21 protein-coding genes and 1 pseudogene are annotated in these 17606 nt (G+C 61.3%); 11 read left to right on the forward strand and 11 right to left on the reverse strand.

The window, feature by feature from the left end; translation table 11 throughout:
• Positions 1 to 21: 21 nt before the first annotated feature.
• Complete coding sequence (locus ACKAMS_RS21390; protein WP_021343973.1) at positions 22 to 1167, forward strand: hypothetical protein; 1146 nt, start codon at positions 22 to 24, stop codon at positions 1165 to 1167.
• Positions 1160 to 2191, forward strand: a complete 1032-nt coding sequence (locus tag ACKAMS_RS21395; protein WP_047271349.1) for a phosphotransferase family protein — start codon at positions 1160 to 1162, stop codon at positions 2189 to 2191. The genes ACKAMS_RS21390 and ACKAMS_RS21395 overlap by 8 nt, the downstream gene beginning before the upstream one ends.
• 34 nt (positions 2192 to 2225) lie before the next feature.
• On the opposite strand, the gene ACKAMS_RS21400 is transcribed toward ACKAMS_RS21395, so the two are convergent.
• From ACKAMS_RS21400 to ACKAMS_RS21410, 3 genes are read right to left on the reverse strand one after another with little or no spacing between them, the layout of a single operon-like run.
• Complete coding sequence (locus ACKAMS_RS21400; protein ID WP_408989492.1) at positions 2226 to 3032, reverse strand: enoyl-CoA hydratase/isomerase family protein; 807 nt, start codon at positions 3030 to 3032, stop codon at positions 2226 to 2228.
• Positions 3029 to 3646 (reverse strand): TetR/AcrR family transcriptional regulator, encoded by a 618-nt coding sequence (locus ACKAMS_RS21405; protein WP_264614412.1) that lies wholly within the window; start codon positions 3644 to 3646, stop codon positions 3029 to 3031. Before ACKAMS_RS21405 ends, ACKAMS_RS21400 begins: the two co-directional genes overlap by 4 nt.
• Positions 3647 to 3695: 49 nt before the next feature.
• Complete coding sequence (locus ACKAMS_RS21410; RefSeq protein WP_113682944.1) at positions 3696 to 4157, reverse strand: PPOX class F420-dependent oxidoreductase; 462 nt, start codon at positions 4155 to 4157, stop codon at positions 3696 to 3698.
• Between the two features lie 121 nt (positions 4158 to 4278).
• Between ACKAMS_RS21410 and ACKAMS_RS21415 the strand changes: the two are divergent.
• Together ACKAMS_RS21415 and ACKAMS_RS21420 are read left to right on the forward strand one after the other, a co-directional pair.
• A pseudogene (locus ACKAMS_RS21415) lies at positions 4279 to 4947 on the forward strand (PhzF family phenazine biosynthesis protein); the annotation flags it as partial.
• Between the two features lie 288 nt (positions 4948 to 5235).
• The gene (locus tag ACKAMS_RS21420; protein WP_029255162.1) at positions 5236 to 5661 is read left to right on the forward strand and encodes a DUF6069 family protein; all 426 of its coding nucleotides are present in this window, start codon (positions 5236 to 5238) and stop codon (positions 5659 to 5661) included.
• Here the strand turns inward: ACKAMS_RS21420 and ACKAMS_RS21425 are convergent.
• The 5 genes from ACKAMS_RS21425 to ACKAMS_RS21445 form a co-directional block, all read right to left on the reverse strand.
• Positions 5658 to 6491 (reverse strand): GAF and ANTAR domain-containing protein, encoded by an 834-nt coding sequence (locus ACKAMS_RS21425; RefSeq protein WP_019748033.1) that lies wholly within the window; start codon positions 6489 to 6491, stop codon positions 5658 to 5660. The two genes, ACKAMS_RS21420 and ACKAMS_RS21425, sit on opposite strands and share 4 nt — an antisense overlap.
• Positions 6492 to 6567: 76 nt before the next feature.
• Positions 6568 to 7137 carry an RNA polymerase sigma factor gene (locus ACKAMS_RS21430; protein WP_021333021.1) on the reverse strand — a complete coding sequence of 190 codons (570 nt, stop codon included), beginning with the start codon at positions 7135 to 7137 and terminating at the stop codon, positions 6568 to 6570.
• A gap of 84 nt (positions 7138 to 7221) precedes the next feature.
• Positions 7222 to 8733: a cobyric acid synthase gene (locus ACKAMS_RS21435; RefSeq protein WP_408989493.1), complete on the reverse strand. Its 1512-nt coding sequence runs from the start codon at positions 8731 to 8733 to the stop codon at positions 7222 to 7224.
• An 8-nt stretch (positions 8734 to 8741) separates the two neighbouring features.
• Positions 8742 to 9599, reverse strand: a complete 858-nt coding sequence (gene map / locus ACKAMS_RS21440; protein ID WP_007734970.1) for a type I methionyl aminopeptidase — start codon at positions 9597 to 9599, stop codon at positions 8742 to 8744.
• A gap of 29 nt (positions 9600 to 9628) precedes the next feature.
• Positions 9629 to 10348, reverse strand: a complete 720-nt coding sequence (locus ACKAMS_RS21445) for a transglutaminase domain-containing protein (protein ID WP_020907403.1) — start codon at positions 10346 to 10348, stop codon at positions 9629 to 9631.
• A gap of 53 nt (positions 10349 to 10401) precedes the next feature.
• Here ACKAMS_RS21445 and ACKAMS_RS21450 point away from each other — a divergent pair, with 53 nt between their 5' ends.
• From ACKAMS_RS21450 to ACKAMS_RS21465, 4 genes are all read left to right on the forward strand, one after another.
• Positions 10402 to 10752 (forward strand): multidrug efflux SMR transporter, encoded by a 351-nt coding sequence (locus ACKAMS_RS21450; protein WP_019748028.1) that lies wholly within the window; start codon positions 10402 to 10404, stop codon positions 10750 to 10752.
• Positions 10749 to 11075 carry a multidrug efflux SMR transporter gene (locus tag ACKAMS_RS21455; protein WP_019748027.1) on the forward strand — a complete coding sequence of 109 codons (327 nt, stop codon included), beginning with the start codon at positions 10749 to 10751 and terminating at the stop codon, positions 11073 to 11075. Before ACKAMS_RS21450 ends, ACKAMS_RS21455 begins: the two co-directional genes overlap by 4 nt.
• A 54-nt stretch (positions 11076 to 11129) precedes the next feature.
• A complete protein-coding gene (locus ACKAMS_RS21460; protein WP_019748026.1) occupies positions 11130 to 11948 on the forward strand; it encodes an AraC family transcriptional regulator in 819 nt (272 codons plus the stop codon).
• A gap of 142 nt (positions 11949 to 12090) precedes the next feature.
• On the forward strand, positions 12091 to 13167 hold the full coding sequence (locus tag ACKAMS_RS21465) for an ABC transporter substrate-binding protein (protein WP_020907401.1): 1077 nt from the start codon (positions 12091 to 12093) through the stop codon (positions 13165 to 13167).
• A 17-nt stretch (positions 13168 to 13184) separates the two neighbouring features.
• Here the strand turns inward: ACKAMS_RS21465 and ACKAMS_RS21470 are convergent, their stop codons facing one another.
• Positions 13185 to 13778, reverse strand: a complete 594-nt coding sequence (locus tag ACKAMS_RS21470; protein ID WP_021333024.1) for a GNAT family N-acetyltransferase — start codon at positions 13776 to 13778, stop codon at positions 13185 to 13187.
• Positions 13779 to 13940: 162 nt separating this feature from the next.
• Between ACKAMS_RS21470 and ACKAMS_RS21475 the strand changes: the two genes are divergently transcribed.
• Both ACKAMS_RS21475 and ACKAMS_RS21480 read left to right on the forward strand, forming a co-directional pair.
• Complete coding sequence (locus ACKAMS_RS21475; protein WP_019748023.1) at positions 13941 to 14339, forward strand: hypothetical protein; 399 nt, start codon at positions 13941 to 13943, stop codon at positions 14337 to 14339.
• Between the two features lie 78 nt (positions 14340 to 14417).
• Positions 14418 to 15863: an ABC transporter ATP-binding protein gene (locus ACKAMS_RS21480; protein WP_046379885.1), complete on the forward strand. Its 1446-nt coding sequence runs from the start codon at positions 14418 to 14420 to the stop codon at positions 15861 to 15863.
• Here the strand turns inward: ACKAMS_RS21480 and ACKAMS_RS21485 are convergent.
• The gene (locus ACKAMS_RS21485) at positions 15841 to 16218 is read right to left on the reverse strand and encodes an SHOCT domain-containing protein (protein WP_020969370.1); all 378 of its coding nucleotides are present in this window, start codon (positions 16216 to 16218) and stop codon (positions 15841 to 15843) included. The two genes, ACKAMS_RS21480 and ACKAMS_RS21485, sit on opposite strands and share 23 nt — an antisense overlap.
• Before the next feature lie 131 nt (positions 16219 to 16349).
• Entirely contained in the window at positions 16350 to 16601 is a 252-nt protein-coding gene (locus tag ACKAMS_RS21490; RefSeq protein WP_019748020.1) for a three-helix bundle dimerization domain-containing protein, read from the reverse strand.
• A 219-nt stretch (positions 16602 to 16820) separates the two neighbouring features.
• Between ACKAMS_RS21490 and ppk2 the strand changes: the two genes are divergently transcribed.
• Positions 16821 to 17588 carry a polyphosphate kinase 2 gene (gene ppk2, locus ACKAMS_RS21495; RefSeq protein ID WP_408989510.1) on the forward strand — a complete coding sequence of 256 codons (768 nt, stop codon included), beginning with the start codon at positions 16821 to 16823 and terminating at the stop codon, positions 17586 to 17588.
• Positions 17589 to 17606: the final 18 nt, after the last annotated feature.

Consider the following 17606-nt stretch of genomic DNA (forward strand, 5'->3'; position numbering starts at 1 on the left):
CCGTCGACACAAGGACCGACTGTGATCACACCGCACGACGAACTACTCATTCATCAACTCCCGACGACACTCGACCACGTCTCCCAAAGTGACCTGCGCTGGACCGAACGCATCGTGATGTACGGCTTCGACAAAACGGGCGAGATCAGCATCATGACGGGACTGGCCAAATACCCGAACCGCAACGTCCTCGACGCCTACGCGATGGTGACGCGCAAGGGTGAGGAAGCCCGCGTGGTGCGCCTGTCCACCGAGTTGAACCCTCAGACCGGAGGACTGGCAGCGTGGAGTGTGGGGCCGTACACCTATGAAATCGTCGAACCACTCCGCCAGGTACGTTCCACGGTCGACGCAAACGAACACGGATTGAGCCTGCAACTCGACTTCCACGGCGACTTCCCGGTGTACGAACAGACGGCAGCGTTCCATCGCACGCGCGGCCGCGTTCGCGAAGACGCCCGACGCTTCTACCAGAACGGCACCATCACGGGTTGGATCGAAATCGACGGCACCCGCATCGACATCGATCCCGACAACTGGTGGTTCGGCCGCGATCACTCGTGGGGCGTACGACACGGCGGTGGCGGCGGCAGTCTGTCCGAGGGCGCGAACCTGCAGCCGTCCGAGGTTCCGGACGGAGTCCTCTATTACATGGGGATATTCCAATTCGACGACGAGGTAGTGCATTTCGCGCAGCGCGAAACCAGTACCGGCGCGCGCTGGCAGTTCGAGGGCGAGGTGCTCTTCCCGATCGGTTCCGGCAAGGACGCGCTACCGATCATCGACGTCGAGCACGACCTGAAATTCCGTGACGACATGCGGGTGGTCGAATCCGGCACTTTCACCGTGCACCGAGCGGACCGGACCACCGACGTGATCGAGGTGAATCCAGTGTGCGATTTCTGGCCCGGACTGGCCGGTTACGACGAGTACCGGGGGTACGCCTCCGGCATGTACCGCGGCAAGGACTTCAGCGACAGCTTCACCGTCGACATCACGAACCTCGATGAAATCCGGCAGGTGAGCATGCTCAGCGAGACACTGTGCGAGGTCCGCATGGGAGACAAAGTCGGATACGGGCTCGTGGAAATGGTCTTCATGGGCGTGAATCCCCGCTACGGGTACACCGATTGGAGCAACACCCGGACAGGTACGAACAATGACTGACCGAACAGCCGCAGAAGACATCGCACCCGCCCTTGAACCACTTGTCCGGGAGCATATTCCGGGTACTCGAGGCGCCAAGATCGTCAATTTCAAGCGCACCGAACGCGGATTCTCGACGGAGACATACCTGTTCGACCTCGATGGCGCCACTGGCGAGTCGAGTGGTTTTGTTTTCCGGCGTCCACCGGAGGTTTCGCTGTTCCCCGATTACGATCTCCGCCGCCAGTTCCTCGTGACACAAAGGCTCGCGAAGTCCGACCTCGCAGTCCCCCACGTTCGGTGGATCGACAGCGGCGACAACCCACTCGGCAGCCCCTATTACGTCATGGACCGCATCGGTAATGCCGAGGCGCCCAGCGACTTTCCGTCGTATCACAGTGCCGGAACCTACTTCGAAGCCGATGAGGCAGGCCGAGCGAAGATGTGGTGGGGATGCGTCGAGACGATTGCGCAGATTCATCGCTTGGACCTGGACAAGCTCGAGCTCGGATTCCTCTCCTACCCCAAGTTCGGCACCCATCCGGTCGAACAGGCGGTGAACTACCTCGACTGGGCCGTTCGTTGGGCATCGCCGGACCTACCGCCGATATTCGACAAAGCACTGGCCTGGCTGAGGGAGAACATCTACCAACCCGAACATGTGACACTGTGCTGGGGCGATGCCCGGATGTCGAACATCCTCTACGGCCCGGACCAGTCGATCGCCGGGGTTCTCGATTGGGAGATGGCCTACCTCGGCGATCACGAGGCCGACCTCGCCTGGCTGTTGTTTCTCGATTGGGCGTGTAGCGAATTCGAGGGGCACACACCTTTGCCAGGCACTCCCAGCCGAGAAGAGACCATTGCCCGCTACGAGGAACTGACCGGCTGGAGGGTCGAGAACCTTTTGTTCAACGAGGTACTCGCTGCAGTTCTGCTCGCTGTTCCGCTCCTGCGCCTGTCCACGCATCTCCAACTCGGCGAACATACGGATATCACCGCGTTCTGCAAACATCGTCTCGAACAGTTGCTGCTAGACGCGTAGTCGTCCGCGTGTGATTTTCCGCAAGGCTCCCGAATCATACCGACGGGATTTCCTGCCACTCGGCGGACAAGCGCGAAACCCACACAGGCGTGCGCCGTTCCATGAATGCACGAACACCTTCCACCGCGTCCGGCTTCCCCATGACGCGTAGATGCAGGTCCGTTTCGATGGCCGCCACCGTCTCTGGTCGACAGCTGCTGCTCTGGCTCTGCCAGAGCAGTCGCTTCGAGAGTGCCACCGACATCGGTGCAGTGTTCGTCGCAATGTCTCGGGCGATCACCAACGCCGCCGAAAGCACTTCGTCAGCGGGCAGGCAACGGCTACCCAACCCGAGCGCGATTGCCTCGGCTCCGTCGAACGTCCTTCCAGTCAAAAGGATGTCGGCAGCCACAGCCATTCCGGCGACGCGCGGAACCGTCCAATGCGCCATCGCATCCGGCAACACACCGAGGCGAACCTGCGGAATTGCATACTTGGCGTCAGCTGCAAAGATTCTGATATCGGCCTGCATCGCGATGGTGAGGCCGATTCCGATCGCATGTCCGTTCACCGCTGCGATGACCGGCTTTCGCAACTCGAACGCCGGCGGATCCACCGGTGATGACGAAAACTGCTCGCCGTCAGGTGAATCGAAGGTGCCGGCGCCGTCGCCCAGATCTGCACCCGCGCAGAATGCTGGTGGCGCACCGGTCAGCACGATCACGCGAACGGAATCGTCTTCGTCGAGCTTTCGGTACGCCTGCCCCAAGTCTCGACCCATGTGCTTGTTGAAGGCATTCCGTTTGTCAGGCCTGTCGAGGGTCACGACGGCAACGCCGCCGTCCACCGAAACCGAGATCATTGCCCCACCGTTTCCGTCCCGACGGCATCGGCCGGATGCGCAGCCAGGACGTACAGAGATCGTGCGAGGGCATCTACAAAGCCGTCCTGACCCTCGAGCCCACGGGTCAACCCCTGCATTGTCGTCGTCCCGGCCAGCAGGTCGAACAAGAACATCGCATCCGCACCTGCCGGGATCTCACCACGCCTCACCGCGTCGTCCAGCAGATCCTGAAACGCTGCACGAACCGGTGCACCGATAGCCAACAGACGTTGTCGCGCCTCCACCGTCCGCGAATCGGCAAGCAGGCCAGGAACTCCGGCCCGCGCCGCGGGTCGGGCAGCGCGAACCAGGAAGATGTGCACCCACGTCGTCAGATCCACCCGCAAATCACCGGTCGACCGAGGCAACGGATGTCCGCCTGGTCCATGCACTGCTTCTTCGATCAGGGCTTCCCGTGACGGCCAGCGACGGTAGATGGCCGGCGTATTGACACCGGCAGTCCTGGCAATCGCCGAAATGGTCGTCTGCTGGTACCCGACTTCGGCCAGCAGTGTGCGAGCTGCAAGCAGCACAGCCTCGTCCTTGCCTGGGTCGCGTGGTCGTCCGATACGGGCGGGAGACTCGGTTTTCACCATTACATATTAACTCGTAACGTTATCTCCCTACCTGAACGAACGCAGTTCAGGTACCGGACGGCTTGGGGAGCCTCGTCATTCCGTAGACGTGATCAGCGCGCACCGTGAGGATCTGTCGACGCTCCGCAACCATCGCTTCGCGGTACTCCTCCCAATCGGGATGATCCTGGCCGCTGATGTCCCGGTACAGCTCGACCAGTGCGTCAGACACTTCGTCGTGAGGATCGGCCGCGACGGGTGTCACCATGGCAAGTCCTTCGATCACGGCGTAGCTCCAGAAGTCGGGCGCGCTGACGTGAAGGGAAACCCGCGGATCGCGGATCGCATTTTTACTCTTGGCGCGATCGGCTGTGATGGACACTGAAGCCGTCTTCGACTCGCCGTCCCAGCGGTAAATGATGTTGGACAACTGTGGGCGGCCGTCACGCTTGACGGTTGCCAGCACGCCTTGTTTTCCCTGGGCCACGAGTGCGAACAACGCTTCGGCGGTGTCTGTGTCATTGCTCATATCTGCACCAACGACGCCATGCGGCCGGTTTGTTCCGGAGGCAGTCCAGTTCGAAGATCGCGGACCGCAATCGCGCGATGTCTCTTCCCCCGATGGACGACAGCGGACAAAGATGGTCGACATGGCAACTTCTCACGACATCCTCCGACTGACTGCGTTCAGTTCGGATCCGGCCGGCGGTAATCCCGCCGGCGTGCTGCTCGACGCCCGCGGGCTCGACGACCCCGAATTACAATCCGTTGCAGCCGAAGTCGGGTATGCCGAGACGGCGTTCCTCATCGAACCGGAACTCGGAGGCAACCCGCGCCACAGCCGGATCCGGTACTTCTCCCCTATCGCCGAAGTACCGTTCTGCGGTCATGCCACTATTGCGACGGCCATCGCTCTCACCGAGCGAGACGGCGACGGAACCTTCACATTCGAAACACCGATCGGACCGGTATCCATCGACACGGCGACCGACGAGGACGGAAGGTCGACCGCGACCTTCATCAGCGTCGAACCGTCGGTCTCGCCGATCGATCATGCTGTGCTGACAGCGCTGCTCGGGCTCATCGGCGTCGATTCGTCTGCGCTCGACGCGCGGTATCCCGCAATGCTTTCGTACGCCGGCAACACTCACCCGATCGTCGTACTTCGTGATCAGTCGACATTCGACGAGTTCACCTTCGATCCCGTAGCGATGAGAACCCTGATGGACGCGCAGGGGTGGGCCGGCACGGTGACAATCCTGCACCCCCTCGACGACAACACCTTCGAAGCCCGAAATCTGTTTCCGGTGGGAAACATCGTCGAGGATCCTGCAACCGGGTCCGCAGCGGCGTCGACCGGCGGTTACCTGCGCAAACTCGAACCCGGCCACTCCGCGGCGGATCACCATCCACCAGGGCCGACACGTCGGGCGTCCCAGTGTGCTCGAGGTCGACATCCCAGTCGACGGCGGTATCTCGGTCACCGGCACCGCAGTGCCCGTCGTCGACGGGCAATAGTCAACCTCAGCGATGAGTTTCTGCCCGCCGGCGGGTCTATTCACCAAGAGCGACGTCACAAGACCATCGCATCGAGCCGGGAGAACACCATGTCTGCAATCACGTCAACCGCACACAACCTCCACGTCACCAAGCCACGTGCCGTACTCGGCGCCACGGTAATTGCTCTCGTCGTCAATCTGATCCTGTGGTTGATCGGCCTCGCATTGGGCGGATCCTTCGAGATGACAGATCAGGGAAAGCCGGCGAGCGTCGCGCCTGGTGGGGTCATCACATTGACGGTGGTGCCACTGCTGGTCGGTTTGTCGGTCGCAATGTTGATCTCACTGAAGTGGGAGCCGATCATCCGCATCGCCCAGATCGTGGGTGCAGTCGTGGCGCTCGGCACCATCGCTTTGACCATTGCCGCGGACTTCGACGCCGCCAGCACGGTCATGCTCGCGCTGATGCACGTGGTTGTCGCCGCGGGCGTCGTCGTCGCGCTCGAGGCTGTACGTCGGTCCCCCTCGAACTAGACAGCGGTAGGCGGCGCCGAATACGTCTCGACGATCTCGGCCGCCACGTCGCGCAACCGGGTATTCGTCGTCTGAGACTGCTTGCGCAGCATGTGAAATGCGGTGTCGGCGTCGATCCGATGGATGGCCATCAGCATGCCTTTGGCCTGTTCGATCGGCGCCCGGGTCTCGAGCGCACGTTGCAAGGCATCAGCCACCGCCTTGGCGGACTTGAAACGAGAGAAGTCGCCGATCGCGCGTGAGACCGTTGTCGTGAGAATCTCCATGACATCCGCGTCGACGCGGTCGAATGCCGCTGAGGCGCGTCCGTACAGGTTGAACGAACCCAGTCGCTGATCCGGCGTGAAGAGCGGCGCCGCGAGAAAGGACTTGATCCCTTCGTCCTTCGCCGCCGCCGCGAACCGCGGCCAGCGTTCCGCGCTGGTCTCGGCATCGACGACAACGGTTTCACCGGTTCGAGCGGCGTGCAGACATGGTCCGTCGCCGGCGTCGTACTGCTCGATGTCGACACGCAGAGTCCGCGAATCGGTATGAACGGCGGTGTAGGTCTGCCCGGCCAGATCGATGGTGACGCCGATGCTGTCGGCGCCCTCGATGGCGTCGTTCGCGATTTCGACGGCGCGCTGGAGCAAAACCACGAGTTCGTCCTCGTCGCCGATACTTCCTCCGAGCGCTGCCAGCAACTCCCGGACCGCGCTTGCAGTCAGCCGAGTTTCCGCAGCCTCGACGGCGACGTCAGCACCCGTTGCCGTCGCATCGTCCGGCATTACCGACGGCACCGAATCCTCGGTTCTCGGGTCGAAGCCTCTGGGGTCGAAAGCGGTATCCACGACGAAGCATTCTTCCAGCTACCCGAGCCGTCAGGAGAGTGAGTTCGGTGACAGAACCCGGCAAACCGCCGAGTCGTCATCGCCATCGGTCGAGCGCGAGACCCAGATTCCGCCTCGCCCGAGTGTGTTGGCCACGAACCGCGTCCGGACTCAGTTCCAGGACAACTGCGATCTGTGGATACGTCATGCCCTCCACTTCCCGCAAGACCCAGGCGGCGCGCTGACGCAGCGGTAGACGATCGAGTTCGGCTTCAAGAGCGTCGAGAAATGCTGTGCCGCATACTTCCTCGCTCGGATCGCGCAATCGAGTATCGACTTCGTCCCGAAGTCCGTCCACATCGGCGGCGCAGGAGCCGACTTTTCGATGGACATCCGAGATCTTGCGAGAACAGATCGCGAACAACCAGGTCTTGATGCTCGAGCGCCGCTGAAACCCCGGAAGTTGGCGCCAGGCGGCAACGCAGGTTTCCTGGACGATGTCGTCGACGTCACTCTCACTGGTGACGAGTCGACGGGCAAATCGATACAAGTGCGGGCCGTATCGGCGAACGATGACGTCGAAGGCCGCATGATCGCCGAGCATTGCCGAGTCGACCAGCACCTCGTCACTGAAGTCGGTAAGCAAGCCGTCGAATTGATCTGTCATCGCGCACACTCCTACTAGGGAGCCGTCGCGGGAGTGAGGCCTGGCTATTCTACCGCGTGCACGCCGACGCCCGCGGGAGCGCTCTCAGGCTTCGAGTGCGGAGGCAATGACGGGAAGCCCGACAGGCGCCCCACCGTTGATCAGTTTCTCGAGTAGATCCTGATCGAGGTGCTGCTCGACGAGATCAGCGAGAAGGTCGAGTTGTTGTTCTCGCACCGCGGCAACCGAGGTGTCGGGTGCAGCAACAAAACCGGGAACCGCGATCTCACGCAGCAGGCTGCGCCGAAAGTCGTCACTCTCCAGGAGACCATGCCAGTGTGTCCCTCGAACAGACCCTCGCACACTGCCTTCCGGCACACCGCCCGAGTCCGCCAGCAATGGACGGTCCCCGTTGTGCACGACGCGTCCGTGATGAATCTCGTACCCCGACAACGAGATACCGTCGGCGGAACCGGTTACCTGCGCCAGCACTTTGTCCGAAGCGAATTCGATGTCGAGGTCCAGCAGACCGAGTCCTGCGGTGATCCCTGATCCTGATTCGACCTCGTCGACGATCGAATTACCCAGCATCTGGTATCCGCCGCAGACTCCCAGCACTGCCTGCCCGCGGCCCGCTCGGGCGATGATCTCGTCAGCCAGGCCGGTACTCCGCAACCACTCGAGGTCACTCACGGTGGACTTACTACCGGGGATCACCACGAGGTCTGCGTCGCGGATCCGCGACGGATCGGTCACCCACGAAACTGCCACGCCCGGTTCACATGCCAGCGCCTCGACATCCGTCGAGTTGGAGATACGCGGGAGCCGAACCGCAGCAACGGTGAGCCAGGCCGAACCGACGGGTGGGCCAGGGCGCCCTACCGGGGCGTTGCCGGTGACGCCAAGCGAATCCTCGGCGTCGAGCCAAAGATCGTCGGCAAACGGGATCACTCCGAGAGTGGGTCGACCGGTGAGGCTGCGCAGTTGATCCAGTCCGGGTTCCAACAGTGCAACGTCACCGCGGAATTTGTTGATCACAAATCCCGCGATCAATGCCTGGTCGCTCGGCGAGAGCACAGCAACGGTCCCGAACAGATGGGCCAGGACGCCGCCGCGATCGATGTCACCGACGACGACGACCGGAATCTGCGCAGCCTCAGCCAATCCCATGTTGGCAAGATCCGTTGCGCGCAAGTTGATTTCGGCCGGTGAACCGGCGCCTTCACAGATCACGACGTCGAACTCGGATCGAAGCGATTCGAGATCTTCGGCCACGACGGCGCGAAGCCACTGCCGATGCTGCATGTAATCGCGAGCACCCACCGTGGTCATCGCCTTGCCCCGAACGACCAGTTGCGAAGTGCGATCACTCCCCGGCTTGAGCAGCACGGGATTGAATCGAACACTCGGCTCCAGACCGCATGCCCGCGCCTGAAGTGCCTGCGCACGGCCGATCTCTCCGCCGTCCAGCGTGACCACGGAGTTGTTCGACATGTTCTGTGCCTTGAACGGCGCCACTCGGACGCCTCGACGCGCCAACATGCGACACAATCCGGCTACCAGAACGCTCTTGCCTGCGTCGGAAGTAGTGCCGGCTACCAGCAGAGCGCCGCGCATCGCCGAACTCAAGGCAGGGTGAGAATCTCTGCACCGGTCTCGGTGACCACCAAGGTGTGCTCGAACTGCGCCGTCCACTTACGGTCCTTGGTGACGACGGTCCAGCCGTCCTCCCAGATCTCGTAGTCGATACCACCGAGGTTGATCATCGGTTCGATAGTGAAGACCATGCCCGGTTCGATGATCGTCTCGACCGCGGGCTCGTCGTAGTGCAGGATCACGAGGCCGTTGTGGAAGGTCTCGCCGATTCCGTGTCCGGTGAAGTCCCGGACGACGCCGTACCCGAACCGATGGGCGTAGGACTCGATGACGCGTCCGATCACGTTGAGCGCGCGGCCGGGCTTGACGGCTTTGATGGCCCGCATCGTTGCCTCGTGTGTGCGCTCGACGAGCAAGCGGTTCTCTTCGGACACGTCACCGGCGAGGAACGTCGCATTGGTGTCCCCGTGCACTCCGTTGATGTATGCGGTGACGTCGATATTGACGATGTCTCCGTCCTGGATCACGGTCGAGTCGGGGATTCCGTGGCAGATCACCTCGTTGAGAGACGTGCAGCACGACTTGGGAAAGCTCTTGTAGCCCAACGTCGACGGGTATGCGCCGTGGTCGAGCATGAACTCGTGTGCGATGCGGTCGAGCTCGTCGGTCGTGACACCGGGAGCGACAGCCTTGCCGGCTTCCTGCAGCGCGCCGGCAGCGATCTTGCTGGCGATGCGCATCGCCTCGATCGTCTCCGGCGTCTGAACCCAGGGCTCGTTGCCCTCTTTGGCGGTCGGCTTCCACGCGTACTCGGGCCGCTCGATCTTCGAGGGCACAGCGAGGACGGGAGAGACGGTTCCAGGGACCAATGGGGTACGCACAGACATGCAGAACAGCCTAGACCTCGCGTCGCGCGTCAGCCGGATGCACTCCAGTTCCGGAAAACCGGATCGACGAGAATTCTGATGGGGGTCGACATCGTCTGTCCGAATTCCTCGAAGAGCTTGTCGCGAGATTCGAAGGTGCCCAGATCACGGTCGACGAATTCGGAGAAGTCCAAGCAATCGCACGAAATTGATTTGCCCCAACTGATCGGAGCGCGTCCGATCGCGTCGAACAGTGTCTCCTCGCCGGTATTCGTGAACGGTTCGAGCGCTGAGACCACCGCAGGTGAAACGATCTCGGAGATGTCCTGCCAGCGTCCGTCGACCAGAAATTCCGGCCACGCCAGCAGCACTGACTTCGGAATCACCGCATGTAGACGCCGAAATCTCGGGTACCAGAACTCCCCACGAAGTACGAGACCGCGAACTCGGGTGGCGATACCTCGGCGGCGAGCCAACGCTTCGACGATAGCCAGTCTCTGACTGCAGGATCCGCGTCCTCGGCTCAATGTCACCGAGACGGGTTGCCGGTCGTCGAGGCCGTACACCGGCCGAATATTTGCAGCGACGCTGCGATGCGCCGACACCAGGAACTCCTGCGCCGACTGGATCGCACCTTCTGCAATGTCCTCGTAGAGGCGAGCCACGTCATCGTGGCCCCAGTCGAGAATCGGCGTCGCGGTTATATCGCCACCGGACACATCGTGGCGGATGTCACCTTGGCGGATTCCGCCGAGCAGCACGCACGTCATGTCTCAACCGTAGTGCGCGACCGGAATCGGTGGAGCCTGACAGAATCCGAACCGTGAAGAAATGGCTCCTGTTGATCACCGCGATCCTGACCGAGGTGTCTGCGACTCTGTCTCTGCGCGCGGCCCTCGATCACCCCGCCTGGTACGTCGTGGTCGTCGGCGGATATCTCGCAGCATTCACCGCGTTGTCGTTCGTCCTGCGGGAGGGCATGGGACTCGGTGTTGCATACGGAATCTGGGGCGCAACCGGAGTTGTCCTGACCGCGGTGTTCGCGACTTTCCTTTTCGGCGACCCCCTGACAGCCACGATGGGCGTCGGCATTGCCCTGGTCATCGGCGGAGTCCTCTGCGTTGAACTCGGTTCCCAGGTTGCTGCCGACAGCGGGCCGGCGGACCCGGCATGACTTTCGTATTTCTGATCGCTGCAATTATTTCCGAGGTCACCGCGACGTTGTCACTACGGATGGCGTCGCAGGACGGCAGCGACAAACGATGGCTCGCGGTTGTCACCGTGGGGTACCTCGCCGCTTTCGCTTTCCTCACGCTCGCACTCGACGCGGGCCTGACAATCGGCGTTGCGTACGGCATCTGGACTGCTTGCGGGGTGGCGCTGACGGCAATCGCATCCCGCATTCTCTTTCGCGAACCGCTGACCAAGCTCATGATCGTGGGGATCGGCCTTATCGCGGCAGGCGTGCTTCTCATCGAACTCGGTGCGGGCCACTGAGCCCAGCAAACAAGGTGTAAGGTTTACCTAACTTTGCTTTGGAGGTAGTCCGCGGTGCCGATCCCTGCCCTTCGTGAAATCGACGGTGGCCTCCACCTGTCGGATTCCGACCGCCACACTCCGATGGCGCGCGCCGTCCCGGCGCCGTTCCAACTGACGACGTACATCGTCGAGACCGACCACATCACCCAGTGGCCACAGCACGCTCATGCCGAGCACGAACTCATCTGGTCCGACCGCGGTGTCGTCAACATGATCATCGACAATCAACTCTGGACCGTCACGCCCGGCGTCGGCCTGTGGATCCCTCGCGGGGTCCTCCACGAAGGTCAGGCCAATCCCCACGTCGCATTCCGCGCCACTCTCTTCACCCCCGAGTTGTGGACTCCCGCCTGGAACGAACCGTGCATCGTGACGTTGAGTGAGGCAGCCCGGGTACTGCTGATACACCTCGCCCATACCGGAATGCCTGCAGAACAACGCCTTCGGGCACAGCAGGTCTGTGTCGATCTCCTCACCCCGGCATCGGCACCTCACTTCGACGTACCGATCCCCCGCGATCCCCGGCTTCGACAACTCGTCGACAAAGTGTTGTCGGATCCCGCCGACGATCGGTCACTCGACCAGTGGGCGCACGTTCTCAACCTCAGCCGACGCACGGTCACCCGGATTTTTGCCGCGGAACTTGCGCTAAGTTTTGCGCAATGGCGCACTCTGGTTCGCATGAGTACAGCGCTGGGCATGCTGGGGACCGGGATGAGTGTGAACGCCGTCAGCCGTCGAGTCGGGTACGGGACGTCGAGCTCGTTCATCGCTGCTTTTCGTAAGACGGTCGGCTACACCCCTGGCAATGCGCTCGCCGCTGTCAACTGACTCGAGCCTGACCTGTTGTCGACATCTGCTGGCCCCTTCGCTACACGCACGCGCCCTAGATTCACTTAGGTAAGCCTGCTCTCATGTGCGTACCGCGCTGAGTCGTGCAAGCACTTCCCCGATCTATCCCGAGGAGTTTCGCGTGTTCAGATCTGCCCGTCAGAGAATTCGTCCCCAACGGAAGAGGCGAATTGTCGTTGCGCTGATGGTGGCGGCCGCACTGCCTCTGACCGCCTGCACGCAGTCGTCATCGGACGCCCAGGAAAATAGTTCGTCGGCATCTGCTGTCGAGGACGGCGCATACCCCGTCACGATCGAGCACGCATTCGGCGGCACCACCATCGACAAGGAACCGACCAGGATCCTCACCCTCGATTCCGCAGCGGCCGACACTGTCATCGCCCTTGGCGTCACTCCGATTGCAATGCAGAAGGACTCGTGGGCCGGCGACGCCGACGGCTTCCTCCCGTGGACGCGCGCGGAACTCGAGAAGTCGGGCCAGCCGCTGCCCACACCGGCGCCGTACTACTCCGACAGCGGTGAGCTTCTGTTCGAGCAAATCCTCAATGCCGCACCCGACCTGATTCTGGCCCCGTACTCCGGTTTCTCCGAGCAGGACTATCAGCGCCTGAGCTCGATCGCCCCGACACTCCCCTACGACACCAAGCCGTACCAGCCGAGTTCGTGGCAAAACCTCGCCACCGATGTCGGCAAGGCCTTGGGGCGCCCGGCCCAGACCGCGGATTTGATCAAGTCCGTCGAAAAGACGGTGGAAGAGTCGAAGACCAGCCATCCTGAATTCAATGGAGTCACGTTCGCCTTCGGGTCCTACATCCGCGAAGGCGAAACCGAGACCGCCATCTACGGCCCGGACGATCCGCGCGTGAAGTTCGTCGAAAACCTCGGGCTCACAGTTGCTCCCGACGTGGTCAACGGTGCCAAGAACTTTGCAGGCGACTCGTTCCTGTTCGGCATCAGCATGGAAAAGCTCGACACGATAAACACCGACGTATATCTCGGATGGGCAAGCGATCAGTCGGAAGTCGACAGCACGTTGGCCAACACCCTGTTCGCACGGTGGCCGGTTATCGCCAACGGGAAGGACTTGTGGATCACCGACAATCGCCTGACAGCCGCCACCATGTACGTCAGCGTTTTGAGCGTTCCATGGGCAACTGACGAGCTGGTCCCCCAGTTGACCGAACTGGTTGCGAAGTAGCAGCTCGGCCCTCCTGATCAGAGACTTGTAGGCCACTCACTGCGCAGCGTTGCAAAAACCACAGTGTCGGTCCACTCGTTCTTGATCCACGCGTTCTGCCGAAAATGCGCCTCTCGCCGCAACCCGATTCGCCGCGCGAGTCGCGCCGAGGATTCGTTTCTCGCATCCATCTGCGCGACCACGCGGCGCAATCGGGGTGTCGCGAAGACCAGGTCGATCAGAGCGGTCACAGCTTCCGTCGCGAATCCTCGGCCGCCGAAGTCGGGCGAGAATGCCCACCCGACTTCGGCGGTGCGCTCGGTGTCGACAGCGTCCCCTGATTCGTCGACTAGCCATGCACTCACGCTTCCGACAACCCGGCCCTCGTATCCGACAACAAGAGCCACCGCGCCCGCTGCCAGGTCGCGGCGAGACATTCTGGTCTGCACTGCCTCTCGCGCATCGTCCGGGCTCCAGGGTTCGTTGAACAAATACCGGCACACGTCGCTACGCCCGTAGAAGGTGAGAAGGTCCTGATGATCGCCGGGACGGTAGGTACGAAGCACCAGTCGATCCGTCCGAATTGTTACCGGCGCAGTCGTCGGCGTCATGCCTGCGTCCTCCACATCCATGCCGTCACGGTAGATCCTCTCGGATTCGTGGGCGAGCGAATATCGCGAGGATATCCAGCGCTCAATGTTTGATTTGCCCCGTGGCGGGATACTTCACCACCGTAAATAGTCGCAATACGGAGTTACGCCAGGCAATTTCGCACTTGATACCAAGGGGCGGTCATGGCCGAGGAATCACTGGTCAAGCAAGGTGTGGCAAAAGGAAGCGCGCTGGGCGGAGCCGTTCTTCTCGTCACCGTCGGCGTGCTCGAAATTCTCCAAGGCATCTCGGCGATATCCAAAGACGATGTGACCGTCGTCGGCCCTGAATACGCGTACCAATTCGACCTCACCTCCTGGGGATGGATTCACCTCGTACTCGGCGTGCTCGTCACCGCTGTCGGAATCATGCTCTTCACCGGCGCGACGTGGGCACGGGTAGGCGCGATAATCTTCTGTTCGCTGTCGATCCTCGCGAATTTCCTGTGGCTACCCCACTCTCCGTGGTGGTCGATCACCATCATCGCGCTCGACGTATTCGTCATCTGGGCTGTCGCGACATGGAATCCCGACGTGATCTGAGGTCTCGACTCCGGATCCACCCATCGAATTCAGCGTTTTCATCTGTGCGGCAGCAGTTTCCCTCCGGAGAGGAACATGATGGCAAACGGCACGAACGACGGCCCACTCCAGGAGGACGAACGTGCCGAACTATCCAGGTTGCGGCAAGAGGTTGCAACGCTCCGCGAGCAGACTCCCAGCGCCCGCGAAACGACCGTCGAGCAAGTCTCCCGGCCACCTCGACACGGACTGCGGTGGACTGCCGTGGCGATACTGCTGGTGTTGGTCGCGCTCCTTGCCGTCTTGTCCGTGACCACCCGCTTCACCCGTAGTCAGATACTCGACACGGACCGCTACGTCAGTACGGTCGCGCCACTGGGCGAGAACCCCGCCGTTCAGGCCGAGATCACGAATCAGATCACCGACGAGATCTTCGATCGTGTCGACGTCGAGGGGCTCACCACCGACGCACTCACCGCACTGACCGACGTGTCGAATCTTGCGGCCAACGCGCCGCGTCTGGATCAAGCCGTAGTGGGGTTGGCACCGGTGATCGCCGGCCAGGCAAAGAGCTTTGTTCATGACACGGTGGGCTCGCTCGTTCGGTCACAACAGTTCGAGGACTTGTGGATTCAAGCGAACCGATCGGCGCACAACGCACTGGTCTCGGTCATGACCGGAGATTACGGCCCCAATTCCGTCGAAGTCGATCAGAGCGGAACCGTCAGCATTTCGCTCAGTACGATCATCGACAGGGTCAAAGCAGCTTTGATCGACCGCGGCTTCGCCTTCGCAGACAAAATCCCCTCCGTGGACAAGGAATTTGTTCTCTTCCAGTCCCCCGAACTGGTGAAGGCTCAGCGAGCCGTCTCGGCACTCGACAAGGTCTCAGCGGTGCTGCCGTGGTTGGGAATCGCTTGCGCGGCAGCCGCTGTCGCCGTTGCGCCAACCGGTCGCAGGCTCCGCGCACTGTCCCTGGTCGGCCTGTCGATTGCGTTGGGAATGCTGGTTCTCGCGATCGGAATTCTCATCGGACGCGCAATCTACCTCGACAGTGTGCCCACCGATATCCTCTCGCCAGACGCCGCGACTGCCGTCATCGACACAGTTCTGGTACCACTGCGCACGAGCCTGCGAGCGGTCGCGGTCCTCGGCGTGGTGATAGGGCTCGGGGCCTACCTGGTCGGTGGGTCGTCGTCGGCGATCGCCGTTCGACGAGGCTACGGGCAGGCATTGGACTTCGTCCGGCATTCTTCAAGCGGCCGTACGCCGAATCAGGTGGAGCGGTGGGCCAATCAGCTTCGTGTTCCGCTGCGCTGCGCCATCATCGGCATCGCCGCACTGTTGCTGCTCTTCTGGCGCTACCCCACCGGTCTGGTCGTGGGTTGGATCGTCATCATTGCGCTGGTTGCACTCGTAGCTCTCGAAGTGCTGGTTCGTCCCGCACGCGCCGCCGCGCAGGACGCCCGGCCTGACGACGCCGGAACCGACGACGCCAGGCCTGGGGCAGAAGATACAAAAACTACGCCAGCGCCTTTGCCTTGATTGCCTGGAATTCCTCTTCGTTGATCGCGCCGGAGTCGAGAAGCTCTCTGGCGTCGGCAATCTGCTGAGTCGGAGACCTGCCGGCGACGGTTCGAATGTAGTCACTCTGCGCGTGTATGTGCTGTTGAGCGGCCTCCATCGACCGCCGAGTCATTCCGTCATTCTTGACAACCACGTAGATCATCGCGGACAAGAATGGAATGACGAAGAGGAAAATCATCCACAACGCCTTGGCCCAACCCGAAGTCTCGTGATCACGGAACAAGTCGGTGATGATCGAGAACAACACGCTCAAATACGCCACAAAGGCAAAGCAGACGAAGATGAACCAGAAGAATTCCCAGAAACCTTCCATGTCAACGCTCCCTGTACTCGGTTTACACATAAGGAGTTCGGGAGGCTGACATTCCGCGCCTGAAATCTGCAGTCGGCCAAAACTCCCTGGTCCAAGGTCATTTCAGTATGCGCCGACGACGTCCGTTCCGGCTACAGTTCGAGAGGGTTCAGCACTGCGGACCGTTCATCCATTATCGGAATCACGATCATCCGGTTCGAGATCTCGTGTCTGGCCGCCTTTTCGACAAGGAGAGGCACGAAATCACGTATCCGACACCCCGCAAAACGTTGGTGAATTGTTCGCACTCTGTTTTCGATCTCCGGTGGAGGAACATTCGGATACCGGGAAATCAGGCGAGTGATCACCCGCTCGACGTGGAGCAACTCTTCGTCGCCAGTCATCAATTAATACTCGCGCCGATCGCTGACACCGTCAAGACTCGAAACGGGCTCGAAAACAACACGATTCGAGTCGCGATCCCGGAGAGAATAGGTTGACCGAATATGGGGCATACACATACGAGCGGACGATGCCCCGCGCGCTCACGTCTCCAAGGAGTGGAAGTGGGAAAGAACGCTCGGATTCTTCACGACGACGCGGCACTCGTCGCAGAAAAACCGATGAAGAACAAGGTATACCGCCACGAACTCAAGCCGATGCACGGTGAGCTCGTGGCTTTGCAGGAGTGGGTCAAATCGTCTGGCGCCAAGGTCTGCATCGTGTTCGAAGGCCGAGATACCGCGGGGAAGGGCGGAGTAATCAAAGCCATCACCGAACGCGTGAGTCCACGAGCGTTCCGGGTGGTTGCTCTACCGGCGCCGACCGAGCGAGAGCATTCGCAGATGTATGTCCAGCGCTACGTCCCACATCTCCCGGCGGCGGGCGAGATCGTCATCTTCGACCGAAGTTGGTACAACCGTGCCGGAGTCGAACGAGTGATGGGCTTTTGCACCGAAGAACAGGCTCATCAATTTCTCCAGCTCATTCCGACCGTCGAACGCGCGATCGTGGAATCGGGAGTCATCCTGCTCAAGTACTGGCTCGAGGTCAGCGAAGAACAGCAGCTCTTACGTCTGCAAAGCCGGATCGACGATCCTCGAAAGATCTGGAAGCTGTCGAATCTCGATCTGAAGTCGTTCAGTCATTGGTACGACTACTCGCGTGCTCGCGATGAGATGTTTCGCTTCACCGACACCGGCTGGGCGCCCTGGTATGTCGCGAACAACGACGACAAGAAACGCGGACGACTCAACATCATCAGTCACATTTTGAGTCAGATCCCCTACGAGCCCGTGCAATCCACTGACATCACCCTGCCGAAACGGCAGAAGGCCCACGGCTACCAGACGCCCAAACAACCGCTTCACTGGATTCCGACCCGGTATTGACGATCGCCAAGGAAAGGA

Source organism: Rhodococcus sp. 5A-K4, from assembly GCF_046097995.1.
GTDB classification, from domain to species: Bacteria; Actinomycetota; Actinomycetes; order Mycobacteriales; family Mycobacteriaceae; genus Rhodococcus_F; species Rhodococcus_F erythropolis.

Coding starts and splice junctions, on each gene's coding strand:
- ACKAMS_RS21490 (WP_019748020.1), bottom strand. CDS start 16,601: ATGACTGGCGACGAAGAGTTGCTCCACGTCGAGCGGGTGATCACTCGC.
- ACKAMS_RS21430 (WP_021333021.1), bottom strand. CDS start 7,137: ATGACAGATCAATTCGACGGCTTGCTTACCGACTTCAGTGACGAGGTG.
- ACKAMS_RS21410 (WP_113682944.1), bottom strand. CDS start 4,157: ATGAGCAATGACACAGACACCGCCGAAGCGTTGTTCGCACTCGTGGCC.
- ppk2 (WP_408989510.1), top strand. CDS start 16,821: ATGAAGAACAAGGTATACCGCCACGAACTCAAGCCGATGCACGGTGAG.
- ACKAMS_RS21420 (WP_029255162.1), top strand. CDS start 5,236: ATGTCTGCAATCACGTCAACCGCACACAACCTCCACGTCACCAAGCCA.
- ACKAMS_RS21485 (WP_020969370.1), bottom strand. CDS start 16,218: ATGGAAGGTTTCTGGGAATTCTTCTGGTTCATCTTCGTCTGCTTTGCC.
- ACKAMS_RS21435 (WP_408989493.1), bottom strand. CDS start 8,733: ATGCGCGGCGCTCTGCTGGTAGCCGGCACTACTTCCGACGCAGGCAAG.
- ACKAMS_RS21400 (WP_408989492.1), bottom strand. CDS start 3,032: ATGATCTCGGTTTCGGTGGACGGCGGCGTTGCCGTCGTGACCCTCGAC.
- ACKAMS_RS21455 (WP_019748027.1), top strand. CDS start 10,749: ATGACTTTCGTATTTCTGATCGCTGCAATTATTTCCGAGGTCACCGCG.
- ACKAMS_RS21470 (WP_021333024.1), bottom strand. CDS start 13,778: ATGGATGTGGAGGACGCAGGCATGACGCCGACGACTGCGCCGGTAACA.
- ACKAMS_RS21475 (WP_019748023.1), top strand. CDS start 13,941: ATGGCCGAGGAATCACTGGTCAAGCAAGGTGTGGCAAAAGGAAGCGCG.
- ACKAMS_RS21395 (WP_047271349.1), top strand. CDS start 1,160: ATGACTGACCGAACAGCCGCAGAAGACATCGCACCCGCCCTTGAACCA.
- map (WP_007734970.1), bottom strand. CDS start 9,599: ATGTCTGTGCGTACCCCATTGGTCCCTGGAACCGTCTCTCCCGTCCTC.
- ACKAMS_RS21445 (WP_020907403.1), bottom strand. CDS start 10,348: ATGACGTGCGTGCTGCTCGGCGGAATCCGCCAAGGTGACATCCGCCAC.
- ACKAMS_RS21480 (WP_046379885.1), top strand. CDS start 14,418: ATGGCAAACGGCACGAACGACGGCCCACTCCAGGAGGACGAACGTGCC.